The 18,020-nt window shown below is 45.6% G+C and carries 17 protein-coding genes and 1 tRNA gene; 12 read left to right on the top strand and 6 right to left on the bottom strand.

Going from position 1 to position 18,020, the window contains the following annotated elements:
• Window positions 1-7 precede the first annotated feature (7 nt).
• On the top strand, window positions 8-376 hold the full coding sequence (locus GTQ38_RS00245; protein WP_161433226.1) for a hypothetical protein: 369 nt from the start codon (window positions 8-10) through the stop codon (window positions 374-376).
• 4 nt (window positions 377-380) lie between these two features.
• Here GTQ38_RS00245 and GTQ38_RS00240 read toward each other — a convergent pair whose 3' ends face one another.
• Window positions 381-917: an alpha-ketoglutarate decarboxylase gene (locus GTQ38_RS00240; RefSeq protein ID WP_238857722.1), complete on the bottom strand. Its 537-nt coding sequence runs from the start codon at window positions 915-917 to the stop codon at window positions 381-383.
• 102 nt (window positions 918-1,019) lie between these two features.
• Between GTQ38_RS00240 and GTQ38_RS00235 the strand changes: the two genes are divergently transcribed.
• Together GTQ38_RS00235 and odhB are read left to right on the top strand one after the other, a co-directional pair.
• Window positions 1,020-3,836 carry a 2-oxoglutarate dehydrogenase E1 component gene (locus GTQ38_RS00235; protein ID WP_161433225.1) on the top strand — a complete coding sequence of 939 codons (2,817 nt, stop codon included), beginning with the start codon at window positions 1,020-1,022 and terminating at the stop codon, window positions 3,834-3,836.
• A 6-nt stretch (window positions 3,837-3,842) separates the two neighbouring features.
• Window positions 3,843-5,081: a 2-oxoglutarate dehydrogenase complex dihydrolipoyllysine-residue succinyltransferase gene (odhB, locus tag GTQ38_RS00230; RefSeq protein WP_161433224.1), complete on the top strand. Its 1,239-nt coding sequence runs from the start codon at window positions 3,843-3,845 to the stop codon at window positions 5,079-5,081.
• A gap of 11 nt (window positions 5,082-5,092) precedes the next feature.
• Here the strand turns inward: odhB and GTQ38_RS00225 are convergent, their stop codons facing one another.
• Window positions 5,093-5,533, bottom strand: coding sequence for a retropepsin-like aspartic protease family protein (locus GTQ38_RS00225; protein WP_161433223.1), 441 nt, complete (start codon window positions 5,531-5,533; stop codon window positions 5,093-5,095).
• Window positions 5,534-5,572: 39 nt separating this feature from the next.
• Here GTQ38_RS00225 and GTQ38_RS00220 point away from each other — a divergent pair, with 39 nt between their 5' ends.
• From GTQ38_RS00220 to GTQ38_RS00180, 9 genes are all read left to right on the top strand, one after another.
• Complete coding sequence (locus GTQ38_RS00220) at window positions 5,573-6,340, top strand: TatD family hydrolase (protein WP_161433222.1); 768 nt, start codon at window positions 5,573-5,575, stop codon at window positions 6,338-6,340.
• A 55-nt stretch (window positions 6,341-6,395) separates the two neighbouring features.
• Window positions 6,396-7,430, top strand: a complete 1,035-nt coding sequence (locus GTQ38_RS00215) for an asparaginase (RefSeq protein ID WP_161433221.1) — start codon at window positions 6,396-6,398, stop codon at window positions 7,428-7,430.
• 65 nt (window positions 7,431-7,495) lie between these two features.
• Window positions 7,496-7,583, top strand: a tRNA-Ser gene (locus GTQ38_RS00210).
• Between the two features lie 325 nt (window positions 7,584-7,908).
• Window positions 7,909-8,694 carry a MotA/TolQ/ExbB proton channel family protein gene (locus GTQ38_RS00205; RefSeq protein ID WP_161433220.1) on the top strand — a complete coding sequence of 262 codons (786 nt, stop codon included), beginning with the start codon at window positions 7,909-7,911 and terminating at the stop codon, window positions 8,692-8,694.
• A gap of 25 nt (window positions 8,695-8,719) precedes the next feature.
• Window positions 8,720-9,163 (top strand): hypothetical protein, encoded by a 444-nt coding sequence (locus GTQ38_RS00200; protein WP_161433219.1) that lies wholly within the window; start codon window positions 8,720-8,722, stop codon window positions 9,161-9,163.
• A 12-nt stretch (window positions 9,164-9,175) separates the two neighbouring features.
• Window positions 9,176-9,799 (top strand): ExbD/TolR family protein, encoded by a 624-nt coding sequence (locus tag GTQ38_RS00195; RefSeq protein ID WP_161433218.1) that lies wholly within the window; start codon window positions 9,176-9,178, stop codon window positions 9,797-9,799.
• A 13-nt stretch (window positions 9,800-9,812) separates the two neighbouring features.
• Window positions 9,813-10,295, top strand: coding sequence for an ExbD/TolR family protein (locus GTQ38_RS00190; RefSeq protein WP_161433217.1), 483 nt, complete (start codon window positions 9,813-9,815; stop codon window positions 10,293-10,295).
• 97 nt (window positions 10,296-10,392) lie between these two features.
• Window positions 10,393-11,076, top strand: a complete 684-nt coding sequence (locus tag GTQ38_RS00185) for a porin family protein (RefSeq protein ID WP_161433216.1) — start codon at window positions 10,393-10,395, stop codon at window positions 11,074-11,076.
• 150 nt (window positions 11,077-11,226) lie between these two features.
• Window positions 11,227-11,841, top strand: coding sequence for an ExbD/TolR family protein (locus GTQ38_RS00180; RefSeq protein ID WP_161433215.1), 615 nt, complete (start codon window positions 11,227-11,229; stop codon window positions 11,839-11,841).
• Between the two features lie 23 nt (window positions 11,842-11,864).
• Here GTQ38_RS00180 and GTQ38_RS00175 read toward each other — a convergent pair whose 3' ends face one another.
• From GTQ38_RS00175 to GTQ38_RS00160, 4 genes are all read right to left on the bottom strand, one after another.
• The gene (locus GTQ38_RS00175; RefSeq protein WP_161433214.1) at window positions 11,865-12,470 is read right to left on the bottom strand and encodes a hypothetical protein; all 606 of its coding nucleotides are present in this window, start codon (window positions 12,468-12,470) and stop codon (window positions 11,865-11,867) included.
• Entirely contained in the window at window positions 12,470-13,927 is a 1,458-nt protein-coding gene (gene rpoN / locus GTQ38_RS00170) for an RNA polymerase factor sigma-54 (protein ID WP_161433213.1), read from the bottom strand. Before rpoN ends, GTQ38_RS00175 begins: the two co-directional genes overlap by 1 nt.
• A gap of 44 nt (window positions 13,928-13,971) precedes the next feature.
• Window positions 13,972-15,405 carry an asparagine--tRNA ligase gene (gene asnS, locus GTQ38_RS00165; RefSeq protein ID WP_161433212.1) on the bottom strand — a complete coding sequence of 478 codons (1,434 nt, stop codon included), beginning with the start codon at window positions 15,403-15,405 and terminating at the stop codon, window positions 13,972-13,974.
• Between the two features lie 93 nt (window positions 15,406-15,498).
• Complete coding sequence (locus GTQ38_RS00160; RefSeq protein ID WP_161433211.1) at window positions 15,499-17,901, bottom strand: efflux RND transporter permease subunit; 2,403 nt, start codon at window positions 17,899-17,901, stop codon at window positions 15,499-15,501.
• Window positions 17,902-18,020: the final 119 nt, after the last annotated feature.

Below are 18,020 nucleotides of genomic sequence, written 5' to 3'. Positions count from 1 at the left end.
TTGAGGTATGGAAACAGGGTATCGCAACAGTACAGAACTTTTGTCCGCTTCAATTTCTGAAGGGCTTTACCGCGAGCTGGTATGGCAGTTGCGAAAGGATTTTGAACTGGCAAACATTAGCACCTCGCTTTCAAATGTAGAATATCCGGAAAAATTAAAACCGGCAGCACTGATTTCCCTGCTGCAAGAGAAGATCTACGTCCTGCTCATGGAGCGGTTCTCAGACTATCTCAACCTGCTTTATGTGGTAGACGTTCCCGAAAGGAATTTTAAGGATATCCCTATAACCGATGCAGTAGAGCTTTCACGGGAAATTGCTTTCCTCATCCTTAAAAGGGAATGGCAAAAGGTATTGCTAAAGCGGAAATACAGCTGATCCCCTAAAAAAATACGCGCACAAAAGGAGCCCATGGATCCGCATAAATACTCCTTCCTTCATCGAAGAGCACATCGTAACGTATGCCCACGGTAACATTTTGATTGCTGTAACCAATCCCGAGATACAGGGCAGGGAGCCAGTAGTTATCTTCCAGGTCCGGACTACCATCCAGTTCAAGGCGCTGATTTACCCTGAGTTGCTCAAACTCTGCAGACAGTTGCAGTTCCCTGATCGGATTGACCAGGGAGATCAGACTTCCACCATAAGCGGTCAATCTGGAGTCGCGAAATTTAGAGTAGTTAAAACTCAAACCCGTTCCTATAGCGAAATAGGGGTTGGCCTGGTAAATGGCACTGGGAGATATGGCTGCGTTAAAGCTGTTATTCCCAAACCCCAGACCAAGGCCACCGCCATAGCGCACCTTAGACCAGAAATTACCATCGGAATAGGAAACCTGGGAATAACAAATGCCTCCAAATAGCAGGATTACAAAAGGTAAAATATACTTTTTAATTGACAGGGGCCTTAAGCGGATCATGAAGCATTCAATTTTGTGAATAATAGGTTCTAAGATAGGCTTAATAAGCTTTAAAAGTTGTATTTTTGATAAGTTATTCTCATATAGATCGACAGATTATCCATGGATAAATACTCCTTCTTAAATACGGCGCACACTTCTTTTTTTGCCGAACTCTACGACAAATATCTCGTTAACCCTGATAGTGTAGAACCCAGTTGGCGAGCTTTTTTTCAGGGGTTTGATTTTGGCACGGAAAGCGCCATGGACGAAGTGGGACTTCAGGCTCAGAACGGGCACCTGGTCACAACGAACGGTCAGGAAATAGCTATCCCGGAATCTCTGCAAAAGGAATTTCAGGTTGTACGCCTGATCGATGGTTATCGCAGCAGGGGTCATTTGTTTACCAAAACCAATCCGGTAAGGGAACGCCGAAAGTACGCTCCAACCCTTGATATAGAGAATTTTGGCTTATCCCAGGCAGATATGGAAACGGAATTCAGCGCCGGGGAGATTATCGGGATTGGGAAAAAAACCCTGCGTGAGATCGTCAATCACCTGCAGCGAATTTATTGCGATGCCATAGGGGTGGAGTATATGTATATCCGAAGCCCGGAACGCGTGCAGTGGATCCAGGATTGGCTGAATGTCAATGACAACCATCCGGATTTTAATGAGCAAAGAAAAAAGCATATTCTTAAAAAACTGAATCAGGCGGTTTCCTTTGAGGCTTTTTTACATACGAAATACGTGGGCCAAAAGCGCTTCTCTTTAGAGGGAAACGAATCCCTGATCCCTGCCCTGGATGCTATAGTGGAAAGAGCCGCAGAACTGGGTGTTAAGCAGTTTGTGATGGGAATGGCGCACCGGGGAAGGCTCAATGTGCTGACCAATATCTTTGGCAAATCCGCCAAGGATATCTTTAGTGAATTTGACGGTAAGGACTATGAACAGGAGATCTTTGACGGGGATGTCAAATACCATTTGGGTTGGACTTCCCTGCGAAAGGCGGATGGTGGAAATGCCATCAACATGAACATAGCACCCAACCCCTCCCATCTGGAAACGGTTGGTGCGGTAGTTGAAGGGATCACCAGGGCCAAGCAGGATACGCATTACCCGGACGATTTTTCAAAAGTATTACCTATAGTAGTTCACGGAGACGCCGCCATTGCCGGTCAGGGACTGGCTTATGAGGTAGTGCAGATGGCCTCTTTGGACGGTTACAAGACTCATGGTACCATTCATATCGTGGTCAACAATCAGATCGGTTTTACCACGAATTACCTGGACGGAAGGTCCTCTACCTATTGTACTGATGTGGGAAAGGTAACCCTGTCTCCGGTTTTGCATATCAATGCTGATGATGCGGAAGCCGTAGTTCACGCCTCCCTGTTTGCGCTGGAATACCGAATGCGTTTCAATAGGGATGTGTTCCTCGATCTACTCGGATATCGTAAATACGGACATAACGAAGGGGACGAACCGCGCTTTACCCAGCCCAAACTCTACAAGGCTATCGCGAAACATAAAAATCCACGTGAGATCTATGCGGATCGCTTAATGTCTGAAGGGATCATTGATGAATCCTACGTGAAAAAGCTGGAAGCCGATTATAAATCTACACTGGAAGAGGAACTGGAAGATTCAAGGAAAGAAGATAAAACAGAGATCACCCCATTCATGGCCGACGAGTGGAAAGGATTTATGAATGTTCGGGAATGGGAGATGATGGAGCCGGTAGACACCAGCTATGACCTCAAAAAACTCACCGCGATCGCCAAGGCGATTACTGAATTGCCTGAAGGCAAGAAATTCCTGAGAAAAGTAGAACGCCTGGTCGGGGACCGAAAGAAGATGTTCTTCGAAACAGATAAGCTGGATTGGGCCATGGGAGAATTACTGGCCTATGGAACGCTTCTGGAAGAAGGATTTGGAGTGCGTATCTCCGGACAGGATGTGGAAAGAGGTACATTTTCGCATCGTCATGCGGTGATGAAAGTGGAAGAAAGCGAAGAAGAGATCATGCTGTTGAACAGCATTTCTGATAAGCAGGGAAGGTTCCAGATCTACAACTCGCTACTGTCCGAATACGGAGTAGTGGGTTTTGATTACGGCTACGCCATGGCCAGTCCGAATACACTGACCATTTGGGAGGCTCAATTTGGTGATTTTAGCAATGGGGCCCAGATCATGATAGACCAGTACATCTCGGCTGCTGAGGATAAATGGAAGTTACAAAACGGGCTCGTAATGCTGTTGCCACACGGTTATGAAGGCCAGGGTGCTGAGCATTCTTCTGCCAGGATGGAGCGCTATTTACAACTTTGCGCCCGTGATAATATGTATGTTGCAGACTGTACTACACCGGCCAATATGTTCCACCTCCTTAGAAGACAGATGCTGGTGAATTTCAGAAAACCACTCATAGTTTTTACACCTAAGAGCCTGTTGCGTCATCCCCGTGCTGTTTCAACCGTTGATGAGTTGGTATCCGGTAGTTTCCAGGAGGTGATAGACGATGCGGAAGCAAAGGCTGCCAAGGTAAAAACTCTGGTATTCTGTACCGGGAAGTTTTATTACGATCTGCTTGCGGCCAGAGAAGATCTGAAAAGAGAGGATGTGGCCCTGGTGCGGATCGAGCAGCTATTCCCTTTGCCGACAGACCGGATGAAAGAGGTCATAGCCAAATACAAAAATGCGGATGACCTGGTCTGGGCGCAGGAAGAACCCCGAAATATGGGTGCCTGGAGCCATCTGATGATGCATTTTGACCAGGCGGGCAAATTCAGGGTAGCCTCCAGGAGGTTTTACGCTTCTCCTTCGGCTGGTAGCGCCGTGCGTTCCAAAATGCGGCATCAACAGGTCATAGACTATGTCTTTGACAAGAGTAAAGACAACATGACCCGTATAAAAACAAGAAAAAGTAAATCAAAATAAGTTCAAATGATCTTAGAAATGAAAGTTCCCTCCCCCGGGGAGTCCATAACTGAAGTTGAAATAGCCGAATGGCTCGTGAGTGATGGAGACTATGTTGAAAAGGACCAGGCCATAGCCGAGGTAGATTCGGATAAAGCCACCCTTGAACTCCCGGCAGAAGAAAGCGGTACCATCACCCTGAAAGCTGAAGTGGGCGATGCCGTTGAGGTGGGTGCTGTAGTATGCCTTATTGATACCAGTGCGGCTAAGCCGGAAGGAGCTGCGGTAGCCGAGGAAAAACCTGCTGAAGAAAAAGCCACCGCCAAGGAAGAACAGAAAGCCGCCCAGCCCGTGGCTGTCGCTCAGCCGGAAGCTAAGAAGGAAACCTATGCTTCAGGGACCCCTTCTCCGGCCGCCAGGAAGATCCTGGATGAAAAAGGTATAGATGCCGTTTCCGTAAATGGGACAGGAAGAGATGGACGGATCACAAAGGAAGATGCTATAAACGCCGTGCCTTCTATGGGAAGCCCAACCGGAGGTAGCAGGGGAGAGACCAGGACCAAGCTTTCTATGCTGCGTCGTAAGGTGGCAGAGCGCCTGGTATCGGCAAAGAACGAAACTGCCATGCTCACAACCTTCAACGAGGTAGATATGGGGCCTATCTTTGAATTGCGGAAGCAATACAAAGAGACCTTTAAAGAAAAGCATGGGGTGAGTCTTGGCTTTATGTCTTTCTTTACCAAAGCTGTTATTCGCGCCCTGCAGATGTATCCCGCGGTGAATTCCATGATAGACGGCAAGGAAATGATCAGCTATGATTTCTGTGATATTAGTATCGCGGTTTCCGGACCCAAAGGACTGATGGTTCCGGTAATACGCAATGCGGAGAACCTTACCTTCAGGGGGGTCGAAGCCGAGGTAAAACGCCTGGCCATACGTGCAAGGGATGGGCAGATCACGGTTGATGAAATGACAGGAGGTACCTTTACCATTTCAAATGGCGGGGTCTTTGGTTCTATGCTATCCACCCCTATCATCAATCCTCCGCAAAGCGGGATTTTAGGGATGCACAATATCGTAGAACGTGCTGTTGTAAAGGATGGACAGATCGTTATTGCCCCGGTGATGTTTGTCGCCCTTTCCTATGATCACCGTATAATTGACGGCAAAGAATCGGTAGGATTTCTGGTTGCGGTGAAAGAAGCGCTCGAAAGTCCGGAAGAATTGCTCATGGAAGGTAATGTGCAGAAGGCCCTGGAACTTTAGAGGCCTAAATCCTATTTTCTGAGATAAAGCCGCTTTTTGTCATAGTCAATGACGGCCCGGGATTTTTTTAGGATATCAGCCCCGATGATCCCGTCTACGGGTAGTGCCTGATGGGCGCTTAGAGCGTCATTAACATGAACCAGGTCAAAAAGGACGATCTTCAGTTTCTTCTTTTTCCACTCCCCGATCTCGAGACTGTTTTTGGGAGAAATCATGGTCTCCATTTCGGTGGCGCCGGCCCCCGCGGCCTTAATTTTGGTTTCTTCCGAAGCCAATCCAAAGAATGCGATTTTGTCTAAGCCTACACAGGTATTTGAGGCTCCAGTGTCCAGGATAAAGCGGCCCGTGATGCCATTGATCTTTGCAGTCACTTCCAGGTGGTTGGTTGCGGTAAGCACCAGCGGAACCCAGTGGTAGTTTTTCGTCTCAAGGAATTTTTTCAAGCTGGCCATAGGTTCTTTTTTGACAAAGATAATTCTATTTTTGTCGGGATGATTTTGACAGACACACATACCCATTTGTATAGTGAAGCTTTTGATGAAGACAGGGATAAGGTAATCCGGGAGGCGATCTCATCCGGTATTGAGCGGTTTTTTGTTCCGGCCATTGATTCCTCTTATACGGAAGCCATGTTTGCCCTGGAAAAAGCCTACCCTGACAATATTTACCTGATGATGGGCCTGCATCCTACCAGTGTAAAGGAGAATTATAAAGAAGAGCTGCAATTGGTTGAAAAATTGCTGAATGAGCGAACTTTTTACGCGGTAGGCGAAATAGGCATAGACCTTTACTGGGACAAAACCTTTCTAAAACAACAGCAGCAGGCTTTCCAATATCAGATCCGACTTGCCAAAAAACACGGCCTGCCCATCGTTATACACTGCCGGGATTCCTTTGACGAGATCTTTGAAGTGCTGGAAGGTGAAAGGGGTCCGGATCTTTACGGGATTTTTCATTGCTTTACGGGTAATGAGGAACAGGCAAGGCGCGCCATCGGCTTTGGGATGAAATTGGGAATCGGCGGGGTGGTAACTTTCAAAAACGGCAAGATAGACACTTTCCTGAAAAACATAGAACTGCAACATATTGTTCTGGAAACAGATTCGCCTTATCTGGCTCCTGTCCCATATCGCGGTAAGCGGAACGAAAGCGCTTACCTGCTCCGGGTTTTAGAAAAATTATCAGAGATATACGAAATGGACAAAAACCGTATTGCAGAGATTACCACAGCAAATTCCAGAGAAGTTTTTGGGGTTTAAGTATATAGCGAAATAATTTGCACCTTAGCTATCACAAAACAACCGAACTAAGACAATGAAAGACAAGACCAATATCCTCCTGATCTATACCGGGGGTACCATTGGAATGATCAAGGACTACGATTCCGGCTCCCTGAAGGCCTTTGATTTCAGCAAGGTGGTCAAGAGCATTCCCGAATTGGGACAACTGGGTTGTCGTATAGACAGCGTTTCTTTTAAGAAGCCCATAGATTCGTCCAATATGGATGTTCGCCATTGGAGGTCTATGGCCGGGATCATAGAAAAGCATTACGATTCTTATGACGGCTTTGTTGTACTGCACGGTAGTGATACCATGAGCTATTCGGCTTCCGCTTTGAGTTTTATGCTGGAAGACCTGGCGAAACCTGTGATCTTTACCGGTTCTCAATTACCGATAGGTGACCTGCGTACCGATGCAAAAGAGAACCTGATCACGTCCATACAGATAGCCGCTTTAAAAGAACGTGGCGGACCGGTTGTCCGGGAGGTGGGTCTCTATTTTGAATATAAGCTGTATAGGGCTAACCGCACTACCAAGCTCAATGCGGAACACTTTCAGGCATTTGCCTCGCTGAATTATCCTGCGCTGGCAGAATCCGGTGTTTATCTTAAAGTACACAAGGAATATTTGCTCAGAAGAGAAGGTAGGAGAAAACTCAAGGTTCAAAAAGAGATGGATTCAGCCATCGCCGTGCTGAGGTTGTTTCCGGGTATTGGCCGCGAGTTGGTTCAGGCTGTGCTTAACAGTCCCGGTTTAAAAGCCGTCATACTGGAGACCTACGGAGCCGGTAACGCCCCCACGCAGAGCTGGCTGCTCCAGGATCTGAAAGATGCAATTGCCAAAGGTCTGTACATTGTCAATGTCACCCAATGCACCGGCGGAAGCGTAATTATGGGCCAATACGAAACCAGCAAAGCACTGCTTGAAATGAAAATGATAAGCGGGAAGGACATCACTACGGAAGCTGCTCTTGCCAAGCTAATGTATCTTCTGGGGAATGGTACTCCGCCCCGCTCATTTAAGGCTTTGTTTGAAACTCCATTGAGGGGGGAAATGAGCGAAAATTAACGGGTGAAATTTTATTAAATAAGTTTTTTTTTGTTTATTGCTCGACCCGAAAATGGGGTAAATTTAGAGAGGTGGCCGAGTGGTCGAAGGCGCACGCCTGGAAAGTGTGTATACACCAAAAGTGTATCGAGGGTTCGAATCCCTTCCTCTCTGCAAAGGCCTGAGGGAACTTAGAGATTTCCCGGGCGATTATACAACATACTTTAGCAGAAGCGAATGAATTTCTGCTTTGTCGCAAAGGCATCAGCAAATTGCCGACATAACCTATGGGATTTATGAGACTCATCCCGCCCACTCTTTAAAGAACACACATCAGAAGGAGTTCTCGGAAGCTTGCTGGGTTAGGTTGGGCAAAAGATAGAGGAACGTTTGAAAACCGTTATGTTTCCTATATCTGGGCTAAAAAGTTTTAATTTTTTAATTGTATTTTTTTTTTATCTTTAACCCTATTAACTAACTAAATTTAAGTTTGAAAGAAATGAAAAAATTATTCTCAATCCTGGCCATGGCTGGGCTATTTGTATTAAGTACAAATACGGTAAGCGCAAAAGCGAACGCAATAGTTTCAAATCTATCTTCGACGATGGCTTCAGCTGTGGTAATGCTTCAGGATGATGCTGCGGTAGAAGCTGAGAAAGGTTTTACTCAAGTATTAAAAGAACAGTTTATTCAAGGTGGTGCCGGTTTCATGGGAATTGTACTCCTTTGTTTGATCCTCGGTTTGGCCGTGGCGATCGAAAGAATCATTTACCTTAATATGGCCAGCACTAACAGTGGTAAATTAAAGCAACAAGTTGAAGACGCTCTTGCATCAGGTGGCGTAGAAGCCGCTAAGGAAGTTTGCCGAAACACCAAAGGGCCCGTTGCTTCCATTTATTACCAAGGTTTAGACCGTGCCGGTGAAAGTGTTGAGTCTGCAGAAAAAGCTGTTGTGGCTTATGGCGGGGTTCAGATGGGTCAACTGGAAAAGAATGTTTCCTGGTTGTCGCTCTTTATCGCAATTGCCCCCATGCTTGGTTTCATGGGAACGGTAATCGGTATGATCCAGGCCTTCCAGAAAATTAGCGCGGTGGGTAACTTGAGTGCCTCCCTTATCGCAGGAGACATCCAGGTAGCGTTATTGACAACAGTATTCGGTCTGATCACAGCGATCATACTTCAAATTTTCTACAACTACATCATTGCAAAAATTGATAGTATCGTAAATGACATGGAAGACTCTTCGATCACTTTGATCGATATGTTGGTAGATCACAAAAAATAAGTAAGACGCTCTAATACAAAACATTATGAACAGAATTGTTAAAATAGTATTAGCTGTATTAGGGGTGCTGTCTGCTATCTTGTGGTATCAACTTCCCAGCAAAGACGTTCCCGTAGGGGAAGCAGTTCAGAGCGGAGCGATGAACTTTATGTTTATCATTACCTATCTGTTGTTAGGGATCGCAGTAGTAGTAAGTCTTCTATTTACACTAAAGAACTTATTCTCCAACCCTAAAAGCCTTAAGAAAACCTTGTTTATCATCGTAGGTTTTCTGTTAGTGGTTGCCATCGCTTATGTACTTTCCGATGGCGCTGATGGAACTGTTGAAGCAATGGCCAGCAGAGGTGTTGCAACAACCGAGAGTACCGTGAAGAAAATCGGAATGGGACTCAATGTATTTTTTATACTCACTGTCGTTGCCGTTGGGTCAATGATATGGGGTGGTATCAAAAAAATGTCCAGTAAATAAAAATTTAGAATTATGCCGAGAAGAGGAGCACCACCAGAGGTTAATGCCGGATCTATGGCAGACATCGCTTTCTTACTGCTGATCTTTTTCCTAGTAACCACTACTATTGAAACAGACGCAGGTCTAGATAGGATGCTACCGCCAATGGAACCGCCGGAAGATAACGTGGTTATCAAGCAAAAGAACATCTTTACCGTTAATATCAATAAAAACGGTCAGTTGCTGGTTGAGGAAGAATTGACGGAACTGAAAAATCTGAAAGCGAAGGCTGTAGCCTTTTTGGATAATGGCGGTGCGCCGTCTGGCAGCCCTGAATACTGCAACTATTGCAAGGGTAAAAGGGATCCGGAATCTTCGGATAATCCGAATAAGGCGATCATTTCCCTTAAGAACGACCGGGAAACGAAGTACGCGACCTACATTACTGTTCAGAATGAACTGGTAGGGGCTTACAATGAACTCAGGGATAGAGAGGCTCAGAGATTGTTCGGAAGGGATTTTACCGAAATGGAGGCGGAATTCCTCAATCCTGAAACACCTTCAGGAGTTCGGGACGAATTGAAAGATAAGGTAAAACGAGTCCAGGAGTTGTTCCCTCAGAAATTGTCTGAGGCAGAAACTTCTACTGGTAACTAAACAGGAAGGAATTATGGCTAAGTTCAATAAAAAGAAAGACGGAGACCTACCGGCAGTATCTACTGCTTCACTTCCTGATATTGTTTTCATGCTGCTGTTCTTTTTCATGACGGTTACTACCATGAAAGACAGCTCTATCATGGTTGAGAATACCTTACCCAATGCTTCCGAGACTAAGAAACTCGAGAAGAAGGACAGGGTACTCTACATCTATGTTGGGAAACCTACCAGGGAGTATCAAAAGGTTTTTGGTTCTGAACCAAAAATTCAATTGAATGACAAGTTTGCGAATGTATCAGAGGTTGGTGATTACATCCTGCAGGAACGGGCCAAGAAGCCCCAGGAATTGCAGAACGTACTTACTACAGCTCTCAAGGTGGATAAGCAGGCTAATATGGGATTAATCTCCGATATTAAACAAGAATTGCGAAAAGTAAACGCATTGAAGGTCAACTATACCACTTACGAGGGAGACCCGTTTATGAATTTGCAATAACAGTATTTCATACTTAAATTATAGTTTAAGCGCCTCAAACTCCTTTGAGGCGCTTTTTATTGAATCCGTGGGTTTATTGTTTTAATTTTACCCTTCTATGAGAGGTCTGACCGTTTTTCTCGCATTACTACTTTCCTATGGCCTACACAGCCAGCAGTCAGACAGCCTGGATAATGAATATCTGGAAGATCAGTTTTACGTCGGGATCACCTATAACTTTCTCCTTGGGAAACCTGATGGAGTTTCCCTCAGAAACCTTTCCTATGGCTTACAGGGAGGTTTTATCAAGGACATACCGCTTAGTCCCCTGAGAAACATTGGCCTGGGTATTGGCCTTGGATACGCGGTTAATTCTTATTACACCAATTTGGTAGCCTCAGAAACCGCAGACGGTTTTGAATATGCTATTGTGGATGATAATGACAATCCTTTCAAGCGTAACAAGATTGAGACCCATCTGATAGAAATGCCCATTGAGTTTCGATGGCGGAATTCAACAGCGGCTGATTACAAATTTTGGAGGGTGTATGCCGGGATCAAGTTAGGGTACATTGTCGGAAGCCGATCGAAATTTGTTTCAGATACCTTAAAAGACTCCTTTTATAACACCGATACCCGAAATTTCCAGTATGGACTCATGCTGAATTTTGGGTACAATACTTTCAACATACACGCCTACTACGCCTTGAACGACCTCTTTGACGATGGTGTTACCGCCCTGGATGGTCAGGAGGTAGGCCTTACTCCTTTGCGGATAGGGATCATCTTCTACATCCTTTGACAGGTGGCATGAAAATTGATGCTGTTTAGTTGAAATATCTACGACTATTTTTCCGCCTGGTTGGCATCCAGGCTACCCCATTTCCCGCTTTCCCATACTTCACGCCTGGTGACTTATTGAAATCAAATAGTTCAACATAAACATTAAATCATGGCAAGAAGAAGACAAACACCGACGGTACAATCCGGATCTGTGGCGGACATCGCCTTTTTATTACTGATCTTTTTTCTGGTTACAACCATTATTGAAACCGAAGAAGGTCTGGACAGACTACTGCCTAGAAAAGAGGCGCAAACCCCTGAAGTACCTATTAACGACAGGAATATCCTCGAAATCTCAATCAATAATCAAAATGAACTGTTGGTAGATGAAGTGCGTATTGGCCTGGAAGATCTCAGGCTAACGACCATCGCATTTCTGGACAATGGAGGGGTGTCTAAAGGTGAAAACGGCCATTGCTCCTACTGTCAGGGTTTGAGAAGCCCGGAGTCTTCAGACAACCCACAGGAAGCCGTTATTTCACTGAATACCGGCAGGGAATCCAGTTATGGGGTTTACATAGCTGTACAGAACGAGCTGGTGGCGGCTTATAACGCCTTGAGGGACAGGGAAGCTTTGAAAACCTTCGGAGAATCCTACACGGCAATGTCCTCGGAGTATCGCAATCCGCAGACTCCTCAAGAAAGAAGGGAATTTCTAAGGGCACGGATTGATCAGATCCAGGATCTCTTCCCGATGAAACTCATTGAAGCGAATACTAAATAAGGAGAGCCGGCAGTAAACAGACTTTACAGCCAGAATTTGAGCGTGAGCAACTGGGAGATCGCTCCGATCAGAAAGCCTACCAGCACTTCCGCTCTACCGTGAGCATTTAGGAATAGTCTCGAAGTAGCTACTAATCCTGTGGCCAGGGTACACAGGCTTATGGCTATGGTAATATTTTTCTCGAAGTGGATGCTTAGACTGATCAGAAACATTAACAAACTTCCCATGCCCATCAGATGCAGGCTTATCTTAAAGTTGAGGAAGACCAGTATAAGGCTGGCCGCAGTCGCGGCTATGAGCCCTACAAAGAAAAAATAGAGTTCCGCGGTATAATTGTTGGGAATTACCTTGAATAGTACCATGATCAGCAACAGAATACTGATGATCAGCGGGTAGGTCCGTTCCCGGATGTCCGGAAGGAAAATAGACCGAATAACTCCCAGGTTTTTGAGGATCAAAAAACTGATGATAGGAATAATTACGGTCAGGATGAAGATGGGCAGGATGTTCCCGCTTTGCAATTCCAAAGGGCTGTATTTGGGTGTAACTACGAAATAAGTCACCGTACCCGCAATGGGAATAAAAAGGGGGTGAAACAAGTAAGAGATTAATTTCAGAAACAGCCTCATTATATCTGTTTTCTAAGCCGGGCCACCGGGATTCCCAATTGTTCCCGGTATTTGGCGACAGTACGCCTTGCTATGGGATAGCCCTTTTCTTTTAGCAGGGCGGCCAGTTTATCATCAGTAAGCGGTTTTCTCTTTTCTTCATCCCTGATAACTGTTTCCAGGATCTTTTTGATCTCTTTGGTCGAGACGTCTTCGCCCTGCACATTTTTCATGGACTCCGAAAAGTAATCTTTGATCAGTTTGGTGCCGTAAGGAGTGTCCACATATTTGCTGTTCGCCACCCGGGAAACCGTAGAAACATCCATACCAATGGCATCGGCAATGTCTTTGAGGATCATTGGGCGGATTTGTCTCTCATCTCCGGTCATGAAATACTCCCGCTGATATTCCATGATGGCATTCATAGTAACGAAAAGGGTTTGCTGACGTTGCTTAATGGCATCTATAAACCATTTGGCGGCATCCAGCTTTTGCTTGATAAAAAGGACCGCGTCTTTCTGGGATTTTGAACGGTCTTTGGCCGCTTTGTACCCGGCCAGCATATTGCTGTATTCCTTGGAAACATGGAGTTCCGGCGCATTTCTGCCATTGAGGCTCAATTCGAGTTCCCCATCAACGATCTTAATAGAGAAATCAGGGACGATATGCTCTATGATCTTATTGCTCCCGGAATAGGAACCCCCCGGTTTTGGGTTTAGCTTTTCAATCTCCGAAATCGCATCCTTTAACTGAGACTCCGTAATGTCGTACTTCTGTATGAGTTTTTTGTAGTGTTTTTTGGTGAATTGCTCAAAGGACTTCTCCAGTATTTTGACAGCCAGTTCAACGTTTGGGTTCTGTTCCTTTCGCTTCAGCTGGATGATCAGGCATTCGTCCAAAGACCTGGCCCCAACCCCTGGAGGGTCTAGGTCCTGAACCACTTTTAAGACCTTCTCAATGGTGGGTTCATCAACATAGACGTTTTGTGTAAAGGCAAGATCGTCCATGATGTCGCTCAGGGGTCGTCTCAAATACCCGCTTTCATCAACACTTCCCACCAAAAACTCTGCGATAGCCCATTCCTCGTCGCTGAGGTAAACCGTGTTTAACTGGTTAATCAGATATTGGTTAAAGGAAATACCCGCGGCATAGGGGATGCTCTTTTCATCATCGTCCGCGCTGTAATTGTTCGCCCTGGTCCTGTAGTCGGGGACCTCATCGTCACTTAGGTATTCATCAATATTGATGTCCTCTGAATTGATGGTCTCGCTATCAGATTCGCCTTCATAGCTGTCCCCGTAATCCTCATCCAGCGAATTGCTATCCTCCTTGCCACTCTCAAGCGCCGGATTTTCTTCCAACTCTTGTTTTAAACGCTGTTCAAAAGCCTGGGTAGGTAGCTGTATTAACTTCATCAGCTGGATTTGCTGAGGAGAAAGCTTCTGAGAGAGTTTAAATTGTAAGTGTTGTTTAAGCATATGGGGTAGCTTTCAAAGGCCTTTATAAAGTTAAAAAAATCAATTTAAAACTCGGCGTTCTGAGGCGTTCTTGGAAAGGGGATCACATCCCGGATATTACCCATTCCGGTAGCAAACTGTACGAGGCGTTCAAACCCCAATCCAAATCCGCTGTGAACCGCCGTACCGAATTTCCGGAGATCCAGGTACCACCAGAGTTCTTTTTCGTCTATGTCCAGTTCGTCTATTTTCTCCTTGAGTACATCCAGGCGTTCTTCCCTTTGAGAACCCCCGACAATTTCTCCGATTCCCGGGAAGAGGATGTCCATGGCCCTCACCGTTTTGCCGTCCTCATTCAGACGCATGTAAAAGGCCTTGATCTTCGCGGGATAGTCAAAAAGGATTACAGGGCACTTGAAGTGCTTTTCAACCAAAAAGCGCTCGTGCTCACTCTGCAGGTCGGCACCCCATTCTTCTATGAGATACTCAAACCTTTTCTTCTTGTTGGGTTTGCTGTTCCTTAGAATATCTATGGCTTCAGTATAAGTCACTCTTTTAAAATGGTTGTCTACCACAAAGCGGAGTTTTTCTATCAAAGCCATTTCACTGCGCTCGGCTTGCGGCCTGGTCTTTTCTTCATCCAACAAACGCTTTTCCAGGAAAGCCAGGTCTTCTTCACAGTTTTCCAGGATGTACTTCAGTACGCTTTTTATGAAATCTTCAGCCAGGTCCATATTGGCGTCCAGGTCGTAGAAAGCCATTTCCGGTTCTATCATCCAGAATTCTGCCAGGTGGCGTGAAGTGTTGGAGTTCTCTGCCCTAAAGGTTGGGCCAAAAGTATATACCTTACCAAGCCCCATGGCGTAAGCCTCAGCTTCCAATTGTCCGGAAACCGTCAGGTTTGTTTCTTTACCAAAGAAATCCTCTTTGTAATCCACCGCACCATGCTCATCCAGAGGAGGTTGCTTATCGCTTAGGGTGGTTACACGGAACATTTCTCCGGCACCTTCTGCATCAGATCCCGTAATTATGGGAGCATGGAAATAGAAGAAATCGTTTTTCCGAAAATAGTCGTGAATGGCAAATGCCAAAGCCGAGCGTACCCGCATTACCGCACCAAAAGTATTGGTCCTTACTCTAAGATGCGCCTGTTCACGCAAAAACTCCATGGAGTGTTTTTTGGGCTGGATGGGATAGGTCTCAGGATCCGCCGTCCCATGCACCTCAATATCCTTGATCTGAATTTCAACATCCTGACCCTTGCCCTGGCTTTCAACCAGGGTTCCCGTGATCTTAAGGGCGGCTCCGGTGGTGATTTGTCTTAACAGACTTTCATCCGTGTTTTCAAAATCAAGCACACATTGGATCGTACGCAGGGTAGAACCGTCATTTAAAGCAATAAACCTGTTGCTTCTGAATGTTCTTACCCAACCATTGATTTGCACTTCCTGTTGTAAGGAGGCAGATTTAAACAGTTCTTTGATGCTAGTGGCTATCATACCCGGATCATTTCTGAATTTGAACCGCAAAGATAACTTTTTGGTCAAAAATTCCAGTGCACTTTGGGCTATAATAGTAAGCTTTATCGGAGGTTAGTTCTTTTTCCTCCCCAGGTTGAGCTCCTCCTTGGGAAGAATATCGATCTGTGGTTTTTTAAGGACGGTTTTGTTTGCAATACTGCGCTCAAGGGATAGCAGCAGGGAAGGTAACAAAATAAGATTGGCCAGCATGGCAAAGAGCAAGGTAGCGGAAACCAGGGCCCCCAGTGCCACAGTTCCACCGAAATTGGAAATAATAAAGACAGAAAAGCCAAAAAACAACACTATGGAAGTGTAGAACATACTCACCCCGGTTTCCCGAAGCGCGGCGTAGACGGATTTCTGTATCCGCCAGTGGTTGGCCGTAAGTTCCTGTCTGTATTTTGCCAGAAAATGAATAGTATCATCCACAGAAATACCAAAAGCCACGCTGAAGACCAGGATTGTAGACGGCTTAATGGGTACACCCACAAAGCCCATCACGCCGGCGGTTACGAGTAGAGGTAGCAGGTTAGGGATGAGGGAAATAACGATCATTCGGAAAGAACGGAACAAATAGGCCATAAAAAGGGCAATAAGGCCTATCGCCAGGGTTAGTGAGAGAATAAGATTTCTCACCAAATATTTCGTACCCTTGAGAAAAAGCAGTGCCTTCCCGGTCATATAAACCTTATAGCGATCCGAAGGAAAGATCTTGGAAATACCTTCCAGAAGTTCCTCTTCAATCTCTTCCATCCGGTCTGTTTTGGTATCTTTCATATAGGCGGTGATCCTGGCTACCTGTCCTGTACTATCCACAAAGCTCTTTAGCAGATTACCATTGTCTTTTGACTTTCGGGCGATATCGGTAATAAAACTATTTTCCTGGGATGTGGGGAGCTGATAGTACTTCGGAATACCGTTGTAGAAGGCCTGTTTAGAGTATTTTACCAGATTCACTACGGAGATCGGAGGGGAAAGCTCCGGGGTTTCCTCAATCAGTGTTCCGAGCTCATCCATTCTGCGAAGCGTAGCCGGTTTGAGCACCCCGTTCTTGCGCTCCGTATCCACCACGATCTCAATGGGCATGATACCGTCAAATTCCCGTTCAAAAAAGCGAATATCCTCGAAAAACGCGGCTTTCTTGGGCATGTCCTCAATGGGACTCCCGGATATTTCAATCTGGTAGATCCCAATAATGCTTAACACCAACAGGGCAACCGAAGTGATATAGACAGAGATCCTTCGCTCGCGTACAATCCGTTCCATCCAGTTGACAAAAGCGTCTATCCACCGTTTATTAAGGTGCTTCAGATGTTTGGTCTTGGGGAGGGACATAAAGCTGTAAACTATGGGGATGATCAGCAGGGAAAGAATAAAGATCCCGATGATGTTGATCGAGGCTACAATTCCAAACTCCGTCAATAGCTTGCTATCGGTAATGATAAAGGTCGCGAACCCGGATGCAGTGGTCACGTTTGTCATCAAAGTGGCATTACCGATCTTGGAAATTACCCGCTGGAGCGAAAGTGCTTGGTTCCCGTGTTTCTTGACTTCTTGTTGATATTTGTTGATCAGGAAGATGCAATTCGGGATCCCGATCACAATGATCAACGGAGGTATTAAGGCCGTAAGCACGGTTATTTCGTATTGCAGCAGCCCCAGAACCCCAAAGGCCCACATAACCCCTATGATCACTACGCACATAGAGATAAAAGTGGCTCGGATGCTCCGGAAGAAAAAGAAAAATATCAGGGAAGTCACCCCCAGGGCAGCGAGAATGAATTTCCCTATCTCGTCAATGATATTCTGCGAATTCTTGGTCCGGATATACGGCATTCCGGAAATGTGAACATCCAGATTGGTCTCCTCTTCAAACTGATTTACCAGGTTGGTCAGGTCCTGAAGGATAAAATCTTTTCTAACGGAAGTATTTACGAGTTCCTTATCCAGGTAAGCTATGGTCCTGATGGTTTGGGTCTCTTTGTTGTAGAGCAGGTTGTCGTAAAAGGGAAGCTTATTGAAAAGCTCTTGCTTTAGACTGTCAATAGTTTCTCGTCTCTGTGGAGCTTCCGTTATAAAAGGTTCCAGAACGAACTCCTGCTTCTCATTGTCTTTTACCAGTTTTTTGAGGTTTTCGGTGGATAGCACCAGGTCTACCTCGGGAAATGCCTCCAGCTGCTTACTCAGCCTGTTCCAGCGGTTGAATTTTGCCGGACTGAACAGACTACTGTCCTGAATTGCCAACACTACGGCGTTTCCTTCTTCCCCAAAAAGTTCTAAAAAGGCATTGTATTCCAGGTTGGTAGGATGGTCGTCCGGTAAGAGATTTGCCTCTGAATTGGAAAAACGCATATGCTCCCACTGAAAGGCGAGAAAGGTGGTCATTAGCGCGACACAGATGAGGATCAGTATTCTGTTGCGAAGAATAATCCCGGCAACCTTGGGCCAAAACCCATCTGTAATCTTTTTTACCATTCTTATCGGTTAACGGCGGCAAAGGTAGAAAATGCCTTGCAGTGTTCCTAGTTAAGCCATGGCAAATAGCTGTAGCTTGTTTTGTGTGCATCCCGGTTTCCGAGCATATTAAAATTGCG

The sequence above is a fragment of the Poritiphilus flavus genome (genome assembly GCF_009901585.1).
In the GTDB taxonomy this organism is placed as follows: domain Bacteria; phylum Bacteroidota; class Bacteroidia; order Flavobacteriales; family Flavobacteriaceae; genus Poritiphilus; species Poritiphilus flavus.
This window is presented reverse-complemented; position numbering and strand designations above follow the sequence as displayed.